General features: G+C 72.8%; 14 protein-coding genes. 4 read left to right on the forward strand and 10 right to left on the reverse strand.

What is annotated here, in order from left to right; all coding sequences use genetic code 11:
* Positions 1 to 53: 53 nt before the first annotated feature.
* The 3 genes from ABZT06_RS04780 to ABZT06_RS04790 form a co-directional block, all read right to left on the reverse strand.
* Entirely contained in the window at positions 54 to 1,334 is a 1,281-nt protein-coding gene (locus tag ABZT06_RS04780; RefSeq protein WP_355734801.1) for a ribonuclease D, read from the reverse strand.
* A gap of 132 nt (positions 1,335 to 1,466) precedes the next feature.
* On the reverse strand, positions 1,467 to 2,129 hold the full coding sequence (locus tag ABZT06_RS04785) for a response regulator transcription factor (protein ID WP_355734804.1): 663 nt from the start codon (positions 2,127 to 2,129) through the stop codon (positions 1,467 to 1,469).
* A 211-nt stretch (positions 2,130 to 2,340) separates the two neighbouring features.
* A complete protein-coding gene (locus ABZT06_RS04790; protein WP_355734807.1) occupies positions 2,341 to 3,009 on the reverse strand; it encodes a DUF3000 domain-containing protein in 669 nt (222 codons plus the stop codon).
* 116 nt (positions 3,010 to 3,125) lie between these two features.
* Here ABZT06_RS04790 and hemE point away from each other — a divergent pair, with 116 nt between their 5' ends.
* Positions 3,126 to 4,181, forward strand: a complete 1,056-nt coding sequence (hemE, locus tag ABZT06_RS04795; protein ID WP_355734810.1) for a uroporphyrinogen decarboxylase — start codon at positions 3,126 to 3,128, stop codon at positions 4,179 to 4,181.
* 7 nt (positions 4,182 to 4,188) lie between these two features.
* On the opposite strand, the gene ABZT06_RS04800 is transcribed toward hemE, so the two are convergent.
* Entirely contained in the window at positions 4,189 to 5,016 is an 828-nt protein-coding gene (locus ABZT06_RS04800) for a rhomboid family intramembrane serine protease (protein ID WP_355735537.1), read from the reverse strand.
* Positions 5,017 to 5,151: 135 nt separating this feature from the next.
* Between ABZT06_RS04800 and ABZT06_RS04805 the strand changes: the two genes are divergently transcribed.
* Positions 5,152 to 5,478, forward strand: a complete 327-nt coding sequence (locus ABZT06_RS04805; RefSeq protein ID WP_355734813.1) for a hypothetical protein — start codon at positions 5,152 to 5,154, stop codon at positions 5,476 to 5,478.
* A gap of 213 nt (positions 5,479 to 5,691) precedes the next feature.
* Here ABZT06_RS04805 and ABZT06_RS04810 read toward each other — a convergent pair whose 3' ends face one another.
* Together ABZT06_RS04810 and ABZT06_RS04815 are read right to left on the reverse strand one after the other, a co-directional pair.
* Entirely contained in the window at positions 5,692 to 7,086 is a 1,395-nt protein-coding gene (locus ABZT06_RS04810) for an FAD-dependent oxidoreductase (protein ID WP_355734816.1), read from the reverse strand.
* Positions 7,087 to 7,113: 27 nt separating this feature from the next.
* Positions 7,114 to 8,100 carry a DUF4349 domain-containing protein gene (locus ABZT06_RS04815; RefSeq protein WP_355734819.1) on the reverse strand — a complete coding sequence of 329 codons (987 nt, stop codon included), beginning with the start codon at positions 8,098 to 8,100 and terminating at the stop codon, positions 7,114 to 7,116.
* 159 nt (positions 8,101 to 8,259) lie between these two features.
* On the opposite strand from ABZT06_RS04815, the gene hemG reads away from it, so the two are divergent.
* Together hemG and hemQ are read left to right on the forward strand one after the other, a co-directional pair.
* Positions 8,260 to 9,699 (forward strand): protoporphyrinogen oxidase, encoded by a 1,440-nt coding sequence (hemG, locus tag ABZT06_RS04820; protein ID WP_355734822.1) that lies wholly within the window; start codon positions 8,260 to 8,262, stop codon positions 9,697 to 9,699.
* 5 nt (positions 9,700 to 9,704) lie between these two features.
* A complete protein-coding gene (hemQ, locus tag ABZT06_RS04825) occupies positions 9,705 to 10,436 on the forward strand; it encodes a hydrogen peroxide-dependent heme synthase (protein WP_355734825.1) in 732 nt (243 codons plus the stop codon).
* Here the strand turns inward: hemQ and ABZT06_RS04830 are convergent, their stop codons facing one another.
* The 4 genes from ABZT06_RS04830 to ABZT06_RS04845 all read right to left on the reverse strand — a co-directional run bounded on the left by ABZT06_RS04830 (position 10,437) and on the right by ABZT06_RS04845 (position 15,354).
* Positions 10,437 to 12,053, reverse strand: coding sequence for an alpha/beta hydrolase (locus ABZT06_RS04830; RefSeq protein WP_355734827.1), 1,617 nt, complete (start codon positions 12,051 to 12,053; stop codon positions 10,437 to 10,439).
* 116 nt (positions 12,054 to 12,169) lie between these two features.
* Positions 12,170 to 13,012 (reverse strand): TIGR04222 domain-containing membrane protein, encoded by an 843-nt coding sequence (locus ABZT06_RS04835; RefSeq protein WP_355734830.1) that lies wholly within the window; start codon positions 13,010 to 13,012, stop codon positions 12,170 to 12,172.
* Positions 13,013 to 13,112: 100 nt separating this feature from the next.
* Entirely contained in the window at positions 13,113 to 13,901 is a 789-nt protein-coding gene (locus tag ABZT06_RS04840; RefSeq protein WP_355734833.1) for a DUF4142 domain-containing protein, read from the reverse strand.
* 148 nt (positions 13,902 to 14,049) lie between these two features.
* Positions 14,050 to 15,354 (reverse strand): DUF692 domain-containing protein, encoded by a 1,305-nt coding sequence (locus tag ABZT06_RS04845; RefSeq protein ID WP_355734836.1) that lies wholly within the window; start codon positions 15,352 to 15,354, stop codon positions 14,050 to 14,052.
* Positions 15,355 to 15,848 lie beyond the last annotated feature (494 nt).

Genomic DNA, 15,848 nt, shown 5'->3' on the forward strand with positions numbered 1-15,848 from the left:
GAGCAACCACGGACAACCCGCAGCCGCCGTACGTCGCAGAACCCCTACGGCGGCTATGCGGACAACGCGGCCACCAGAACCGGCGTAACCTGCTCGACCTGCCAGGCCCGAGCCCCGAAACCAGCCAACGCGGCTCCCACCGACTCCGCACTGACCACACTCGGCGGCTCCCAGCACACCCGCCGCACCGTGTCCGGGGTGATCAGGTTCTCCTGAGGCATGTTCAGCGACTCGGCCAGCGCGGACACCGCCGCTCGGGCCGCGGACAGCCGAGCCGCAGCGGCGGGATCCTTGTCGGCCCAGGCCCGCGGCGGCGGCGGTCCCGTCACCGGCTGCCCGGGCTGCGGCAGCTGCGCCTCGGCGAGGGCCCTGGCTCGGTCGACGGCCGCCTGCCACTGCTCCAGCTGCCGCCGCCCCATCCGATGCCCGAACCCGTTCAGCGCGGCGAGCGCGTGCACGTTGACCGGCAGCGAGAGCGCGGCCTCGACGATCGCCGCGTCGGACAGCACCTTGCCCGGCGACACGTCCCGCCGCTGGGCGATCCGGTCCCGCGCCTCCCACAGCTCCCGCACGACGGCCAGCTGCCGACGCCGCCGTACCTTGTGCATCCCGGAGGTCCGGCGCCAGGGCTCCTTGCGCGGCTCGGCCGGCGGGGCCGAGGCGATCGCGTCGAACTCCTGGAGCGCCCACTCCAGCTTTCCCTGCCGGTCGAGCTCCTTCTCCAGCGCGTCCCGCAGATCGACGAGCAGTTCCACGTCGAGGGCGGCGTACCGCAGCCAGGGCTCGGGCAGGGGACGGGTCGACCAGTCGACGGCCGAGTGCCCCTTCTCCAGGACGAAGCCCAGCACTCCCTCGACCATGGCGCCGAGCCCGACCCGGGGGAACCCGGCGATCCGGCCGGCCAGCTCGGTGTCGAAGAGGCGCGAGGGGATCATGCCTATCTCGCGAAGGCACGGAAGATCCTGCGTGGCGGCGTGCAGCACCCACTCCACACCGGAGAGGGCCTCGCCGAGACCCGAGAGGTCGGGGCAGGCCACGGGGTCGATCAGCGCGGTCCCCGCCCCCGCGCGGCGCAGCTGCAGGAGATACGCGCGCTGTCCGTAGCGGTAGCCGGACGCCCGCTCGGCGTCGACGGCGACGGGGCCGGAGCCCGCGGCGAACGCGGCGATCACCTCGGCGAGCGATTCCTCGTCGGCGATCACGGGCGGAATGCCCTCGCGCGGCTCCAGCAGAGGGATCGGAGCCTCCGCGACAGAAGATCCGCCATCGTCCGGAGGGCCGCCTCCGGTGGTTCGCAGTGAAACGTCTGCTGCGGTCTCTTGGGCGTCGGTCACATGTCAAGGGTATCTGTGTATGGACAGCGCCTGCCGACGGAACGTTCCGTCGGCAGGCGCCTGAGGGTCGTAAACCAGTCAGCTCGGTGAAAGCCCTGGTTCACGTCCGTGAACAGTGAGGTCCGAAGAGCCTCAGTGGATGATGCCGGTACGGAGAGCCACCGCCACCATGCCGGCGCGGTCTCCCGTGCCGAGCTTGCGGGCGATGCGGGCGAGGTGGCTCTTGACGGTCAGTGCGGACAGGCCCATCGAGACGCCGATCGCCTTGTTCGACTGCCCTTCGGCCACCAGCCGCAGGACCTCGACCTCGCGGCCGGAGAGCTCGCGGTAGCCGCCCGGGTGACTCGGGGCACCCGGGGGGCGGCGGTGCATACGGGCGGCGGCGGCGCCGATGGGGGCGGCTCCCGGTCGGGTGGGGAGCCCGATGTTGGTACGGGTGCCGGTGACGACGTAGCCCTTGACGCCGCCCGCGAGGGCGTTGCGTACGGCGCCGATGTCGTCGGCCGCGGAGAGGGCGAGCCCGTTGGGCCAGCCCGCGGCGCGGGTTTCCGAGAGCAGGGTCAGGCCGGAGCCGTCGGGTAGGTGGACGTCGGCGACGCAGATGTCTCTGGGGCTGCCGATGCGGGGACGAGCCTCCGCCACGGACGAGGCCTCGATGACATCGCGCACACCGAGCGCCCAGAGGTGACGGGTGACGGTGGAGCGGACACGCGGGTCGGCCACGACCACCATGGCGGTGGGCTTGTTGGGGCGGTAGGCGACCAGGCTTGCGGGCTGCTCGAGGAGAACGGACACCGGGCCTCCTGGGGTGCGGGACGGCTTGGAAGGTCACAGACGTCTTCGGCACCGAACCCGGCGTCCTTTAGGGAATGATCACGATCTAGTGAGTAACAATTAGTGCAATTCGGACGTACGGTCGATCGTTCGGTGAACATATCGGTTCGTTCGAGGGACCACTCCTGACTGAAAGTGGCCGTATCGACAAATTGATGCTCCGCACGGGTGGTCAGCGGGCCTGCGGATCCCGCCGCTGTGGCAAGGTCACCACCGACGCGTCACCCGGACCGGCCGGCGGCAGACCCGCGACCTGGGCCAGCAGGTCGCACCAGGAGGCGAGGTGCCCCGCCGTGTCCGGCACCCCGCCCAGGCCCTCACGAGGCGTCCAGGAGGCACGGATCTCGATCTGCGAGGCCGCGGGGCGCTCGGACAGACCACCGAAGTAGTGCGAGCTCGCGCGCGTGACGGTGCCGCTCGGTTCGCCGTACGACAGCCCGCGCGCCGAGAGCGCGCCGGTCAGCCACGACCAGCACACCTCGGGCAGCAGCGGGTCGGCGGCCATCTCCGGCTCCAGCTCCGCGCGCACCAGCGTCACCAGCCGGAAGGTGCCCCGCCAGGCGTCGTGGCCGTCGGGGTCGTGCAGGAGCACGAGGCGCCCGTCGGCGAGGTCCTGGTCGCCGTCGACGACGGTCGCCTCCAACGCGTACGCGTGCGGGGCGAGTCGCTGAGGGGCCCGTGTCGGCTCCATCTCGATCTGCGGCCGCAGCCGACTGCCGCGCAGGGCCTGAACCGCCGCCTGGAAGGCCGGCGGAGCCGCACCGCTCCCATCCCGGTCACTCCCCTTCGCGTCGTCCATTCCGCCCGTGTCGTCCGACAGTCGTCCCTGTGCCGCAGCCATGCCGGAAGGTTAAGGGGAACCGAGGCGTGGTGCGGGCCTAGACACCCTGACTCGGCTCCATGCCCACACAGACACCGCGCACTCGGCACTCACCGCACCGTGCGAGACTTTCCGATGTGAGTGCACACCAGACGCCGCCGTCAGCCACGTACGAATCCGCCTTCCTCAAGGCCTGCCGGCGCGAACCCGTGCCGCACACCCCGGTGTGGTTCATGCGCCAAGCCGGGCGGTCGCTGCCGGAGTACCGCAAGGTCCGCGAGGGCATCCCGATGCTCGAGTCCTGCACGCGGCCCGAGCTGGTCGCCGAGATCACCCTCCAGCCGGTCCGCCGGCACGGCGTGGACGCGGCGATCTACTACAGCGACATCGTCGTCCCGCTCAAGGCCATCGGCATCGACCTCGACATCAAGCCCGGCGTCGGCCCGGTCGTCGAGCGCCCGATCCGCACCCGCCCCGACCTGGCCCAGCTGCGCGACCTCACCCCCGAGGACGTCTCCTACGTCACCGAGGCCATCGGCCTGCTGACCGCCGAGCTCGGCCCGACCCCCCTCATCGGTTTCGCCGGCGCGCCTTTCACCCTCGCGAGTTACCTCGTCGAGGGCGGCCCGTCCCGCACCTACGAGAACGCCAAGTCGATGATGTACGGCGACCCCGAACTGTGGGCCGACCTCCTCGACCGCCTCGCCGAGATCACGGCCGCCTTCCTGAAGGTCCAGATCGAGGCCGGCGCCTCCGCCGTCCAGCTCTTCGACTCGTGGGCCGGCGCCCTCGCCCCCGTCGACTACCGCCGCTCGGTGCTGCCCGCCTCCGCGAAGGTCTTCGAGGCGGTCGCGGGGTACGGCGTCCCCCGCATCCACTTCGGTGTCGGCACCGGCGAGCTGCTGGGGCTCATGGGCGAGGCCGGCGCGGACGTCGTCGGCGTCGACTGGCGCGTCCCGCTCGACGAGGCCGTCCGCCGCGTCGGCCCCGGCAAGGCGCTCCAGGGAAACCTCGACCCGACGGTCCTGTTCGCGTCCACGGAGGCCGTCGAGGCCAAGACCCGCGAGGTTCTCGACTCGGCCGAGGGCCTGGAGGGCCACGTCTTCAACCTCGGCCACGGCGTCATGCCGTCCACCGACCCGGACGCCCTCACCCGCCTCGTGGAGTACGTCCACACGCAGACGGCCCGGTAAAAAGCCCTCACCACGTGTGCCGGGGCCGCGCCTTCCTGCCGAACAGAAGGCCGCGCGGTTCCGGCGGCGGGGGAGTGCCCGGCTTGAGCGGCCAGGCGAGCAGCATCCCGACGAGGAAGCCCACGACGTGCGCCGCGTACGCGACCGTGCCCGCCGCGGAGACGCCCTCGCCGGACGAGTACACCGCCTGGAGCACGAACCAGAAGCCCAGCACCAGCCAGGCCGGCAGTCTGAGCGGCAGGAACACCAGGAACGGCACCAGGACCCACACCCTGGCCTTCGGATACAGCACCAGGTAGGCGCCCAGGACCCCGGCGATGGCCCCCGAGGCGCCGATCAGCGGGTCGGCCGAGTCGGCGTTGAGGAGCGCGAAGCCGTACGAGGCCGCGTAGCCGCAGACGACGTAGAACAGCGCGAAGCGCACATGCCCCATGCGGTCCTCGACGTTGTTGCCGAAGATCAGCAGGAACAGCATGTTGCCCAGCAGGTGCAGCCAGCCGCCGTGCAGGAACATCGCCGTCAGGACCGACAGGGCGGGGGACTTGTCGTAGTCCGGCGGGGCCACCACACAGCCCGTCGCGCCCTGCGCGTTGGTGCCGACGTCGCCCGTGGGGACGAGGTGCGGCATCTGATGGTGGATCAACTCCTGTGGGATCGCCGCCCAGTGGTCCAGGAACGCCTGGAGGTGGCACAGCTGCGACACGCTGCTGTCGCCCGCCACCGAGCCGGCCAGGCCGGGCGTGTACAGGAACACGAGGACGTTCGCGGCGATGAGCGCGTACGTCACCACGGTGGTGCGGCGCACGGGGTTCACATCATGGACGGGGATGACCACAAGGAAGTACTGCCCGCGATGGGCCCGGCGAATCGGTGCCGCTTCGGTGAACACCCGCACGCACGCGTGCGTATGTCTCCTCAACCGCCCGCGGCACGGGGAAGGCGGGCCGCGGGGACTACGTGAGGAACAGCGATGAACGACCGTATTACTCCTCCGATGCACGCTCTTCCCGACGGTGAAGCCGAACTCTCCCTGGTGGTGCGACTGCCGTGGGAGGACGTGGCCAGGCTCGGTCAGGAGGCCGGGCGGCTGGCGTCCCAGATGCAGCGGCCGGTGACGCTCGACGAGGCGGTGAGCAACCGGCTCAGGTCCACCCGGTCCGCGGCGCACGCCAAGCCGGCGGGTGAGCAGCCGTCCGCGATGCCCGCCAGCACCAGCGCCTCCGTCTCGGCGCTGCCGCCCCGCCCGCCGGCCGACCAGGCCCGCCAGGCCATCGAGCGGATCAACGGGACGGCGTAGGGCCCGTCTTTCGGATCAGGCCGGCGTCGCGGGGGCCGGCACGCACTCGTCACTGCCCGAAAGGCGGGGGCCGGGCCGTGTTGTCGTCGGTTGCCGGTGCTCCGCGTCGCCGCCCTCCTCCGCCTCGCGGCCGCACGCACCAGACGCCGCTCACCCCGGCCGGCAGGGGCCGTCCCTGCGGGCCGACCCGATCCGAAGGACAGGCACCGGCCCTCAGGAGCCCCGCACCTTCGCGACGGCCTTCCTGGCCGCCACCAGTACCGGATCCCACACCGGGCTGAACGGCGGCGCGTACCCCAGGTCCAGGGCCGTCATCCGCTCCACCGTCATCCCCGCCGTCAGCGCCACCGCGGCGACGTCGACCCGCTTGCCCGCGCCCTCTCTCCCGACGATCTGCACGCCGAGCAGCCGCCCCGTGCGGCGCTCGGCGAGCATCTTCACCGTCATGGGGGAGGCGCCCGGGTAGTAGCCGGCCCGGCTGGTGGACTCGATCGTGACCGACACGAACTGCAGGCCCACCCGACGCGCGTCCTTCTCCCGCAGCCCGGTGCGGGCGATCTCCAGGTCGCAGACCTTGCTGACCGCCGTGCCGACGACCCCGGGGAAGGTGGCGTAACCGCCGCCGACGCCCGTGCCGATGACCTGGCCGTGCTTGTTGGCGTGGGTGCCGAGCGCGATGTGGCGCTCCTGCCCGGAGACCAGGTCGAGGACCTCCACGCAGTCGCCGCCCGCCCAGATGTTCTCGTGACCGCGCACCCGCATCGCGAGGTCCGTGAGCAGGCCGCCGTGGGTGCCCAGCGGCAGACCGGCCGCCTCGGCGAGCGTCGTCTCCGGGCGCACGCCGATGCCGAGCACCACCACGTCCGCCGGATACTCCGCGTCCTGCGTGGCCACCGCGCGGACCCGGCCGTCCTCGCCCGTGAGGATCTTGGTCACCTCGGTGTCGTTGACCATGGTGATGCCCAGGCCCTCCATGGCCTCGTGCACCAGACGGCCCATGTCCGGGTCGAGCGTGGACATGGGCTCGCTGCCGCGGTTGAGGACCGTCACCTCGTAGTCGCGGTTGATCAGGGCCTCGGCCATCTCCACGCCGATGTAACCGGCGCCCACCACCACCGCCTTGCGGCCACGCGTGTGTGCCAGCGTGTCGATGAGCGCCTGGCCGTCGTCGAGGGTCTGCACCCCGTGGACGCCGGGTGCGTCGACACCCGGCATGTCCGGGCGGATCGGGCGCGCGCCGGTCGCGATCACGAGTTGGTCGTACGACGTCCAGGACTCGGCCCCGGAGTCGAGGTCACGCGCGCGTACCCGCTGCCGGTCGGCGTCGATCTCCGTGACCTCGGTGCGCATGCGCAGATCGATGCCGCGGGACCGGTGCTCCTCGGGCGTACGGGCGATCAGCTGGTCCGGCCCGGCGACGTCCCCACCCACCCAGTACGGGATGCCGCACGCCGAGTAGGAGGTGAAGTGACCCCGCTCGAACGCCACGATCTCCAGTTCGCCGGGGCCCCTCATCCGGCGTGCCTGCGACGCCGCGGACATCCCCGCGGCGTCGCCGCCGATCACTACCAGACGTTCCCTCGTGTCCCGCGTACGGCTCATGTTCATGCGAACACGCTACGAGGGCGGGGCATTTCAGTCCTGGCCGCCCCGCTCCTGCTCCCGTTCCGGGTCCGGTACGGGACGTGCCATGGGCAGTGGGCCCAGGGCGGTCGAGGCGGCCGCGGGGGCCGGCCGGCGAGGCAGCCGGGGCCGGACCAGCCGCAGCCACACCAGCACGAGCAACGCGATCCCCAGCAGGAACGGCAGCACCGCGGCCAGCGCCACCACGATCCAGCGCAGCATGGTCACGAACGCGTCCCAGCCGCCCGCCAGCGCGTCGACGACGCCGGGGTCGTCGTCCTCCTCGGCCACGACGACGGGCTTCTCGGACAGGGACAGGGTGATGGTGGCCAGGGTCGTGCGGTCCTTCAGGGACGCCTGGCGGGCCAGCAGCGACTCCAGGTCGGCCTGGCGGGAGCTCAGTTCGCCCTCCAGGGTCACCACGTCGCTCAGCACGGTCGCCTTGTCCATCAGCTCCCGGATCCGCGCCACACTCGCGCGCTGCGTCGCGATCCGGCTCTGCACGTCGACGACCTGGTCGGTGACGTCCTGCGCGTTCGCGGTGCGCTCCAGGAGCTTGCCCGAACCCTCCAGGTCGGCAAGGACCTCGTCGTACTTCTCGACGGGCACCCGCAGCACGACCTCCGTCTGCTCCTGGCCCTCCTCGTCCCGGGAGGTGGACTCCTTGCCGACGAACCCGCCCGCGTCCTCGGTGGTGGTCCGGGCCGCGGTGAGGGCCTTCGGCACGTTCTTGACCTGCACGGTCAGCGTGGCGGTGCGGATGATGTGGTTCGCGGCGGGAGCGGGCGCCTGGGAGGCCTGTTTGCCGCCCGCGCGACCGGCGTCGCCGGCCGCGCCCTCCGCCTGACTCTGCGCCGCCTTGTCGTCGGACAGGGCACTGCCGCCGTCGCTGCTGTCGGCGCCTCCGCTGCACCCGGTCAGGGCGAGGCCCGCGGCGAGCACGAGGCCGGCCAGGGCCCGCGCGGGCCGTACGGAACGTCGTGATCGTGATGTGCGCATGCGGGCGTCCCCCCGAGGGTCGTGAACAACTGACGCTCCTTCGACGCCGGAGTGGGTGCGAACGTTGGACTCCGGCGGTCCCGATGCGGTCACGGTCAGGACTCGTGCAGGACACCGGGCCGCCGGTGGACTGTCAGTGGGGTCTGAGAGGCTGGGGCCATGAGCGGATCACAGGTCGTCGTCATCGGAGCCGGCATCGCGGGACTGGCCGCGGCCCACCGGCTGTCGCAGCGCGGTGCGCACGTCACCGTGCTCGAGGCGTCGGACCGTGTCGGCGGCAAGCTGCTGCCCGGTGAGATCGCGGGCGCGCGCGTGGACCTGGGCGCCGAGTCGATGCTGGCCCGCAGGCCGGAGGCGGTGGCCCTCGCGCGCGAGGTGGGCCTCGACGAGCGCCTCCAGCCGCCCGCCACCGCGACCGCGTCGATCTGGACCCGCGGCGCCCTGCGCCCGATGCCCAAGGGCCACGTCATGGGCGTCCCCGGCACCGCCGACGCCCTCGCGGGCGTGCTCTCCGACGAGGGCCTCGCCCGTATCGAGCAGGACGCCGAGCTGCCCCGCACGGAGGTCGGCGACGACGTGGCGGTCGGTGAGTACGTGGCGGCGCGCCTGGGCCGCGAGGTCGTCGACCGCCTCGTCGAACCCCTCCTCGGGGGCGTCTACGCGGGCGACGCGTACCGCATCTCGATGCGCTCGGCGGTCCCGCAGCTCTTCCAGGCCGCCAAAACCCACACCTCGCTCACCGAGGGCGTCCGCGAGATCCAGGCGAGGATGGCCGCCAACCAGCAGACCGGCCCCGTGTTCATGGGCATCGAGGGCGGCGTGGGCACCCTCCCGCTCGCCGTCGCCGACGCGGTTCGCGCGCGCGGCGGCGACATCGTCACCGGCGCCCCGGTGACCGAGCTGCGCCGCGAGCCCTCCGGCGGCTGGAAGGTCGTCACCGGGGACCGCGTTCTGCACGCCGACGCCGTGATCGTCGCCGTCCCCGCGCCGGCCGCCGCGGGTCTGCTGCGCGCCGAGGCCCCCGAGGCCGCCAGCGAGCTCGACACCGTCGAGTACGCCTCCATGGCCCTGGTCACGCTCGCCTACCGGCGCTCCGACACCGCCCTGCCGGCGGGCAGCGGCTTCCTCGTCCCGCCGGTCGACGGCCGCACCATCAAGGCGTCCACCTTCGCCTCCCAGAAGTGGGACTGGATCGCCGACGAGAACCCGGACGTGGTCGTCGTGCGCACCTCCGTCGGCCGCTACGGCGAGACGAAGATCCTGGAGCGCGCCGACACCGACCTGGTGGACGTCTCCCGCCACGACCTGGAAGCGGCCACCGGTCTGGACGCCACCCCGCTCGAAACCCGCGTCACCCGCTGGACCCACGGCCTGCCCCAGTACCCCGTCGGCCACCACGCGCGCGTGGCCCGTATCCGTGAGCACGTCGCCAAGCTCCCGGGCCTCGCGGTGTGCGGCGCGCAGTACGACGGCGTCGGCATCCCGGCCTGCATCGCGAGCGCATACGCGGCCGTGGACCAGATCCAGGGCGACCTGACCGCCGTACGCGAGCTCACGGCCAACCCGGTGCAGAGTCTCCATGGCGGAGCGGGAGAATGAGACCCATGAGCAACGACGCCCCCACCCCCGAGTCCGGCAGGGTCCCGAACAAGGGCAAGCTGGCCAAGGACCTCAACGAGGTCATCCGTTACACGCTCTGGTCCGTCTTCAAGCTGAAGGACGTACTGCCCGAGGACCGCACCGGCTTCGCCGACGAGGTCCAGGAGCTGTTCGACCAGCTCGCCGCCAAGGACGTCACGATCCGCGGCACCTACGACGTGTCCGGGCTGCGCGCCGACGCCGACGTCATGATCTGGTGGCACGCGGAGACCAGCGACCAGCTGCAGGAGGCGTACAACCTCTTCCGCCGCACGAAGCTGGGCCGCGCCCTCGAGCCGGTCTGGTCGAACATGGCGCTGCACCGCCCCGCCGAGTTCAACCGCTCGCACATCCCGGCGTTCCTGGCGGACGAGCACGCGCGCGACTACGTCAGCGTGTACCCGTTCGTGCGGTCCTACGACTGGTACCTCCTGCCCGACGAGGACCGCCGCCGCATGCTCGCCGACCACGGCAAGATGGCCCGCGGCTACCCGGACGTCCGCGCCAACACCGTCGCCTCCTTCTCCCTGGGCGACTACGAGTGGATCCTGGCGTTCGAGGCCGACGAGCTGTACCGCATCGTCGACCTCATGCGCCACCTGCGCGCCTCCGAGGCCCGCATGCACGTCCGCGAGGAGGTCCCGTTCTACACGGGCCGCCGCAAGGACATCGGCGACCTCGTGGCGGGCCTCGCCTGATCAGCGAACCGGTGTGCCGGCCGCCTTCCGGAGGCCGGCCACCGGCTTCGGTTCCGGCTCGGGGTGCGGCGAGCACGCCGCGCGCCGCACCGGGAGGCGGCCCTCCAGCAGATAGGCGTCCAGGTATCCGTTGACGCACGGGTTCGGGCCGCCCGCGATGCCGTGCGTGCCCGCGTCCCGCTCGGTCACCAGCACCGAGCCGGACAGCCGCCGGTGCAGTGCCAGCGCACCGTCGTACGGAGTCGCCGCGTCCCGCTCGGCCGCCAGGATCAGCGTGGGCGGCACCTCACCGGGCCCGGTCCGCACGTCCAGGGCCTGCTGACGCGGCGCCGGCCAGTACGCGCAGGGCAGGTTCGTCCACACGTTGTCCCAGGTCTCGAACGGCGCCACCCGCGCCAGCCGGGTGTTGTCCCGGTCCCACACCTTCCACTCCGTCGGCCAGGGCGCGTCGTTGCACTCGACGGCCGTGTAGACCGCGCTCGAGTTCTCCGCCTCCTTCGCCGCCTCCTGATGCGGCCCCGCCTGCTGGATCAGCGGCTTCGGGTCGCCCTTGAGATACGCCGACAGGGCCTGTGCCCGGTGCGGCCAGAAGTCGTCGTAGTACCCGGCCGACAGGAACGCCCCCTGGAGCTGCCCCGGCCCGACCTTCCCGCCGGCCGGCTCGGCGGCCAGCCGCGCCGCCGCCTTCTCGTAGCTGCGCAGCACCTCGTCGGCCGTGGCCCCGAGCCCGTACACGTCGTCGTGCCGGGCGACCCACTCCCGGAAGTCCGCCCAGCGGCCCTCGAAGGCGGCCGACTGGTCAAGGTTGTTGCGGTACCAGACCTGCTCCGGATCCGGGTCCACCGCCGCGTCGAACACCATCCGCCGCACATGTGAGGGAAACAGCGTCGCGTACAGCGCGCCGAAGTAGGTCCCGTACGACGCCCCCATGAACGTCAGCCTCTGCTCGCCCAGCGCGGCCCGCAGGACATCGAGGTCCCGGGCGTTGTTCAGGGAGGTGTAGTACCGCAGGGCCGCGCCCGTCCGTTGCGCGCATCCGCGCGCGTACGCCTTCGCCTGCGCGATGCGTTCCTTCTTGTACGACTCCGAGGGGTGCGTCGGCGCCTGCGTGGGCGCCTTGAAGTAGTGCTTCGGGTCCGTGCAGGACAGCGGCGCCGAACGGCCGACCCCGCGCGGGGCGTAGCCGACCAGGTCGTAGGCCGCGGCGAGCCCCTTCCACTCGGGGAGCGCGCCGACCAGCGGGAAGTACATGCCGGAGGCGCCGGGGCCGCCGGGGTTGAAGACCAGGGCGCCCTGCCGGGGTACCCGGCGCTTGCTGTTGCGCGGGTCCTGCTGGGTGGCACGCACCCGGCTGACGGTCAGTTTGATCTGCCGGCCGTCGGGACGCGCGTAGTCGAGGGGGACGGACACCGTGCCGCACCGGACGTCCTCGGGCAGGTCCTCCACCGCGGGGCAGGCGCCGAAGCGGACGCCGGCCGCCCCGGCGCGCGCAGCGGCGACCGCGGTGCCGTGCAGTTCCGCCGCGCCCGGGGCGGCCGGAGCGCCCCCGGCCGGTGCGGCGGCGAGCGTGGTCAGGAGCAAGGATCCGGCGGCCGTGAAGAGGGCGGGAGCTCTCATCGGTGTCCCTTCGGTGCGCAGCAGCGACAAAAGGGATGTTTGGTTCGGCCGTGGGTGAAGGCAAGCACCGCCCCGCCGGTGTCGGCCCCAATGCCTCCGTGCGCCCCCGGGTGGGGTCAGTCGCGCCGGTGCGGACGGCGGTGCTCCTCGCCGTGTCCGCCGGGCCGCTCGCCTCGCCACAGCTCGCGGTGCGGGCCGTGGTGCTGCTCGCGGTGGGCGAAGGCCGCGCGCAGGCCCGGTTCGCCGATCGCGCTGATGCCGCGTACGGCGACGGAGGTGAGATAGGTCCGCTCGTCCGTGCCGCCGGGGCGCCGGGTCAGGGCGCCGAGCAGACGCTGGCCCGCCGGGGACGCCCAGCGCGAGTACGGGTGGACCTCGATCCGCGCGATGGCCAGACAGCTCAGACTGAGGGCGAGCGGCAGCGCGAACCAGAGGGCGACCAGGTGCCGCGGCATCTCCGACGGGGCGGGCACCAGCAGCGCGATCGCGCCCAGCGCGACGACGGCCGCCGCGGCCAGCCGCACCTGGCGGACGGCCACCGCGATGCCGGAGCGGGCGCCGTCGGGCACGGCGAGCCCCGCGTCCACGAGCCGGGCGGCAAGGCTGCGCACCGCGTCCGCCGAGGCCGCGTCCGCCCGCACCGGAGCGATCCGGGACTGCCCCTCCGGCCCGATGGCTCCGAGGACCGTGCGCTCCATCTCGTCCCGGCCGCGCGGATCGACGACGGTCGCCCAGCCGGTGTGGGCCAGCAGCAGCCGTCGCTGCCGGGCCATGGAGACGAGCGTCAGATCGGCGACCCGCCGCGGTCCACCGGACAGGAACGCGGCCTCGTACAGCGTCAGATCGTGTGCCCGGGTGTCCGCGTCCGCGGCCGCCGCGTGTACGGCGGCCAGGCACAGCCGGGTGCACGCGGTGCCGGCGGTGGCCCAGGCCAGCAACAGGAGAAGAACCCAGAACATGCCGCGTTTCTATGCCAAAGGCTCCTGGCGGCGCCATGGGCTGTTCACGATCCGGACGGAGTGTTGTCGGTGTGTGACGTTCCGTTTGTCCGGAAGTGAACTACGACGGCACGGGCTCCGGCGGCGGGCTGGAGGCGGCCGGGGGCAGGGTGAAGGTCGTGGCGTACGGCGACGGGGTGACCGGCACGACCTGGCCCGGGTCGGTCGTCGGACCGGGCGGCGCGGGGGAGTTGGTGATCGGCGGGGTGCTGCCCGTGGCCATGTCCCGGGCCAGCGCGCCGAAGTCGACGTACCCGGTGGCCTCAAGGATCTTGATGTGGTCCAGTACGGTGCTGTTGGCGTCGTCGGCCAGGGCGCGGACCAGGGAGTTCTGGGTGCTCGCGCGGACCTCGGCGACGACGGAGAACACCCTGCCGTGCGCGAGGCGCAGGATGTTGGCGAACTGGCGGTCGTAGTCGACGCCCTGCGCCTGGTCCAGGGTGGCGAGCCACTGCTTCTGCTGGTCGTTGGGCTCGTTGGGCAGGGCGAGTCCCAGCTTCGACGCCACGTCACGCACGCGTGCGTCGAGGAACGTGTGCCCCTCCACGAGGTGCTGCCCCGCCGTCCGTACGGCCTGCGTCGTCCCCTTCTGCTGCGCCTGCTGACCCGCGGGCAGCTCCCACAGCCCGGCCAGCCGCACCTTCGTGACGAACTCCCGGTCCAGCGCGGAGAGCGGCCCGTACGGCGTCGTCACGGTCCCGGCGTTGAGCACGCTCAGTCCCGTGCCGGAGCGGTCGGCGTACGACCAGATCGGGATGAGCAGGGCGACGAGGGTCGCCGTCAGCCCGGCGATGATGACCCCGGTGCCGGAGAAGATGCCTCGCCCCTTGACGGGCGGTCGCGGTCGCATGGTGCCTCCTGTTGCGGCACCGCACGCTAGTGGGTTTCAGGTGCGGGACTGACATATTACTGCCGGGTCCGTGCGGCCCTTCGCCGACCGCGGGGCGGAGCGAGGCACCCCCCGGCGCCGGTGAGCGACAGACCCTCCCCTCGCCCCCTCAGCGCCGCAGCAGAGCCCTGCGCGTGGCCCGGGCCAGCCTGACCCCCGGCCTCCGGGACCTCGGTGCCGGTCCGGACCGCTCCAGCCACCACTCCCGCAGCTCCCGCCGCACCCGGGCGTCCCTCACCTCCTCGCCCAGCAGGAGGTGTCCGGCGAAGTCGAGCGCGTCCCTCCGATACCCGTCGGTCATCGGCGCCCCCTGCGCGTACGCCAGGAACGCCGGCCGGTAACCCGCCCCGAGGATCACCGGCAGCTCGGGCGCCACCTTGGCCACCACATCCGCCCGCTTCCCCGCGAGGGCCCGCGCCTGCACCCCCAGCCGCACCCGGTCGAACCCCTCCGGTACCGGTGTCCCCGCCACGAGCGCGGAGAGCAGGGCGGTCTGGGCGAGGGCGAGCCGCTGGCGGGCGGGGTCGGTCGAGACGGTCGACGGCTCCGCGGAGGCGGCGGCGCGCCACGCACCGCCGGCCCGCACGCCGCCCCCCTTCTCGACCGCTTCCTGGATCGCCGCCAACTCCCCTTCCAGCTCGGCCGGTTCGGGGAAGTTCTCGTCCCGCTCCAGCAGCACCCCGGGCGGCGAGACCCGGGACGCGAGGTCGGTGAGGATGTCGAGGACCGGCCGCGGAACCGGGTGGGCATGGCTGTCGTGCCACACGCCGTCCCGCTCGAACCCGCCCGCGACATGGACGTACGCGATGGCCTCCAGGGGCAGCTCGGCGAGCGCCTCGGCCGGGTCCTCGCCGCGGTTGACGTGGTTGGTGTGCAGGTTGGCCACGTCGATCAGCAGCCGTACCCCCGTCCGGTCGGCGAGGTCGTACAGGAACTGCCCCTCGGTCATCTCCTCACCCGGCCACGCGATCAGTGCGGCGATGTTCTCCACGGCGAGCGGAACCGGGAGCGCGTCCTGCGCGATGCGGATGTTCTCGCACAGGACGTCCAGGGCGTCCCGGGTGCGCGGGACCGGCAGCAGATGCCCGGCCTCCAGCCGTGGGGAGGCGGTGAGCGGGCCGCCCGCGCGGACGAACGCGATGTGCTCGGTGACCAGTGGCGATCCCAGTGCCTCCGCCCGCTCGGCGAGAGCCAGGAGCCGCCCCGCGTCGGGCCGCTCCGCGCCGCCGAGGCCGAGCGAGACGCCGTGCGGCACCACGGTGACGCCGCGCTCGCGCAGCCGCCGCAGCGACTCGGGCAGGTGCCCGGGGCACACGTTCTCGGCCACGGCCTCGACCCAGTCGATGCCCGGCATGCCCTCCACGGCGTCCGCGATCTCCGGCCGCCACCCGATCCCCGTGCCCAGTCGCTCCATGGTCCGTCCCCCTCGGCCTCTCCCGCTCGGCGTGACGGAGGTATGGCCCTGGGGTCCGGGCCCGAACCGTGCCGGGGGGACGTTCAGAGCAACATTTGAGGTTCGGGCAGACGACGTCCCCCACCCGTCCGCTCCAGGCTCCGGCTCCCGGCCCGACCCCCACAGCGCCTCCTTCCACGGCCCGCCCCCTCATGCCCGGCGAGGTCGCACACCGGTCCCGGGCCAGGCCTCGGGCTCGCGACCGAGTAGCCGCAGTGCCTCCTCCAGCGGCCTGGCCCCCCTGCCTGGCGAGGTCACACACCGGTTCCGGGCCACGCCTCGGGCCCCCGGCCGAGTAGCCGCAGCGTCTCCTCCAGCGGTCCGGCCCCCCTGCCCGGCGAGGTCACACACCGGTTCCGGGTCACGCCTCGGGCTCGCGGCCCGACACCCAGAGCGCCTCCTCCAACGGCCTGGCCCCCCTGCCCGGCGAGGTCGCACACCGGTTCCGGGCCAGG

This window comes from Streptomyces sp. NPDC005483, from assembly GCF_040606035.1.
Lineage (GTDB): Bacteria > Actinomycetota > Actinomycetes > Streptomycetales > Streptomycetaceae > Streptomyces.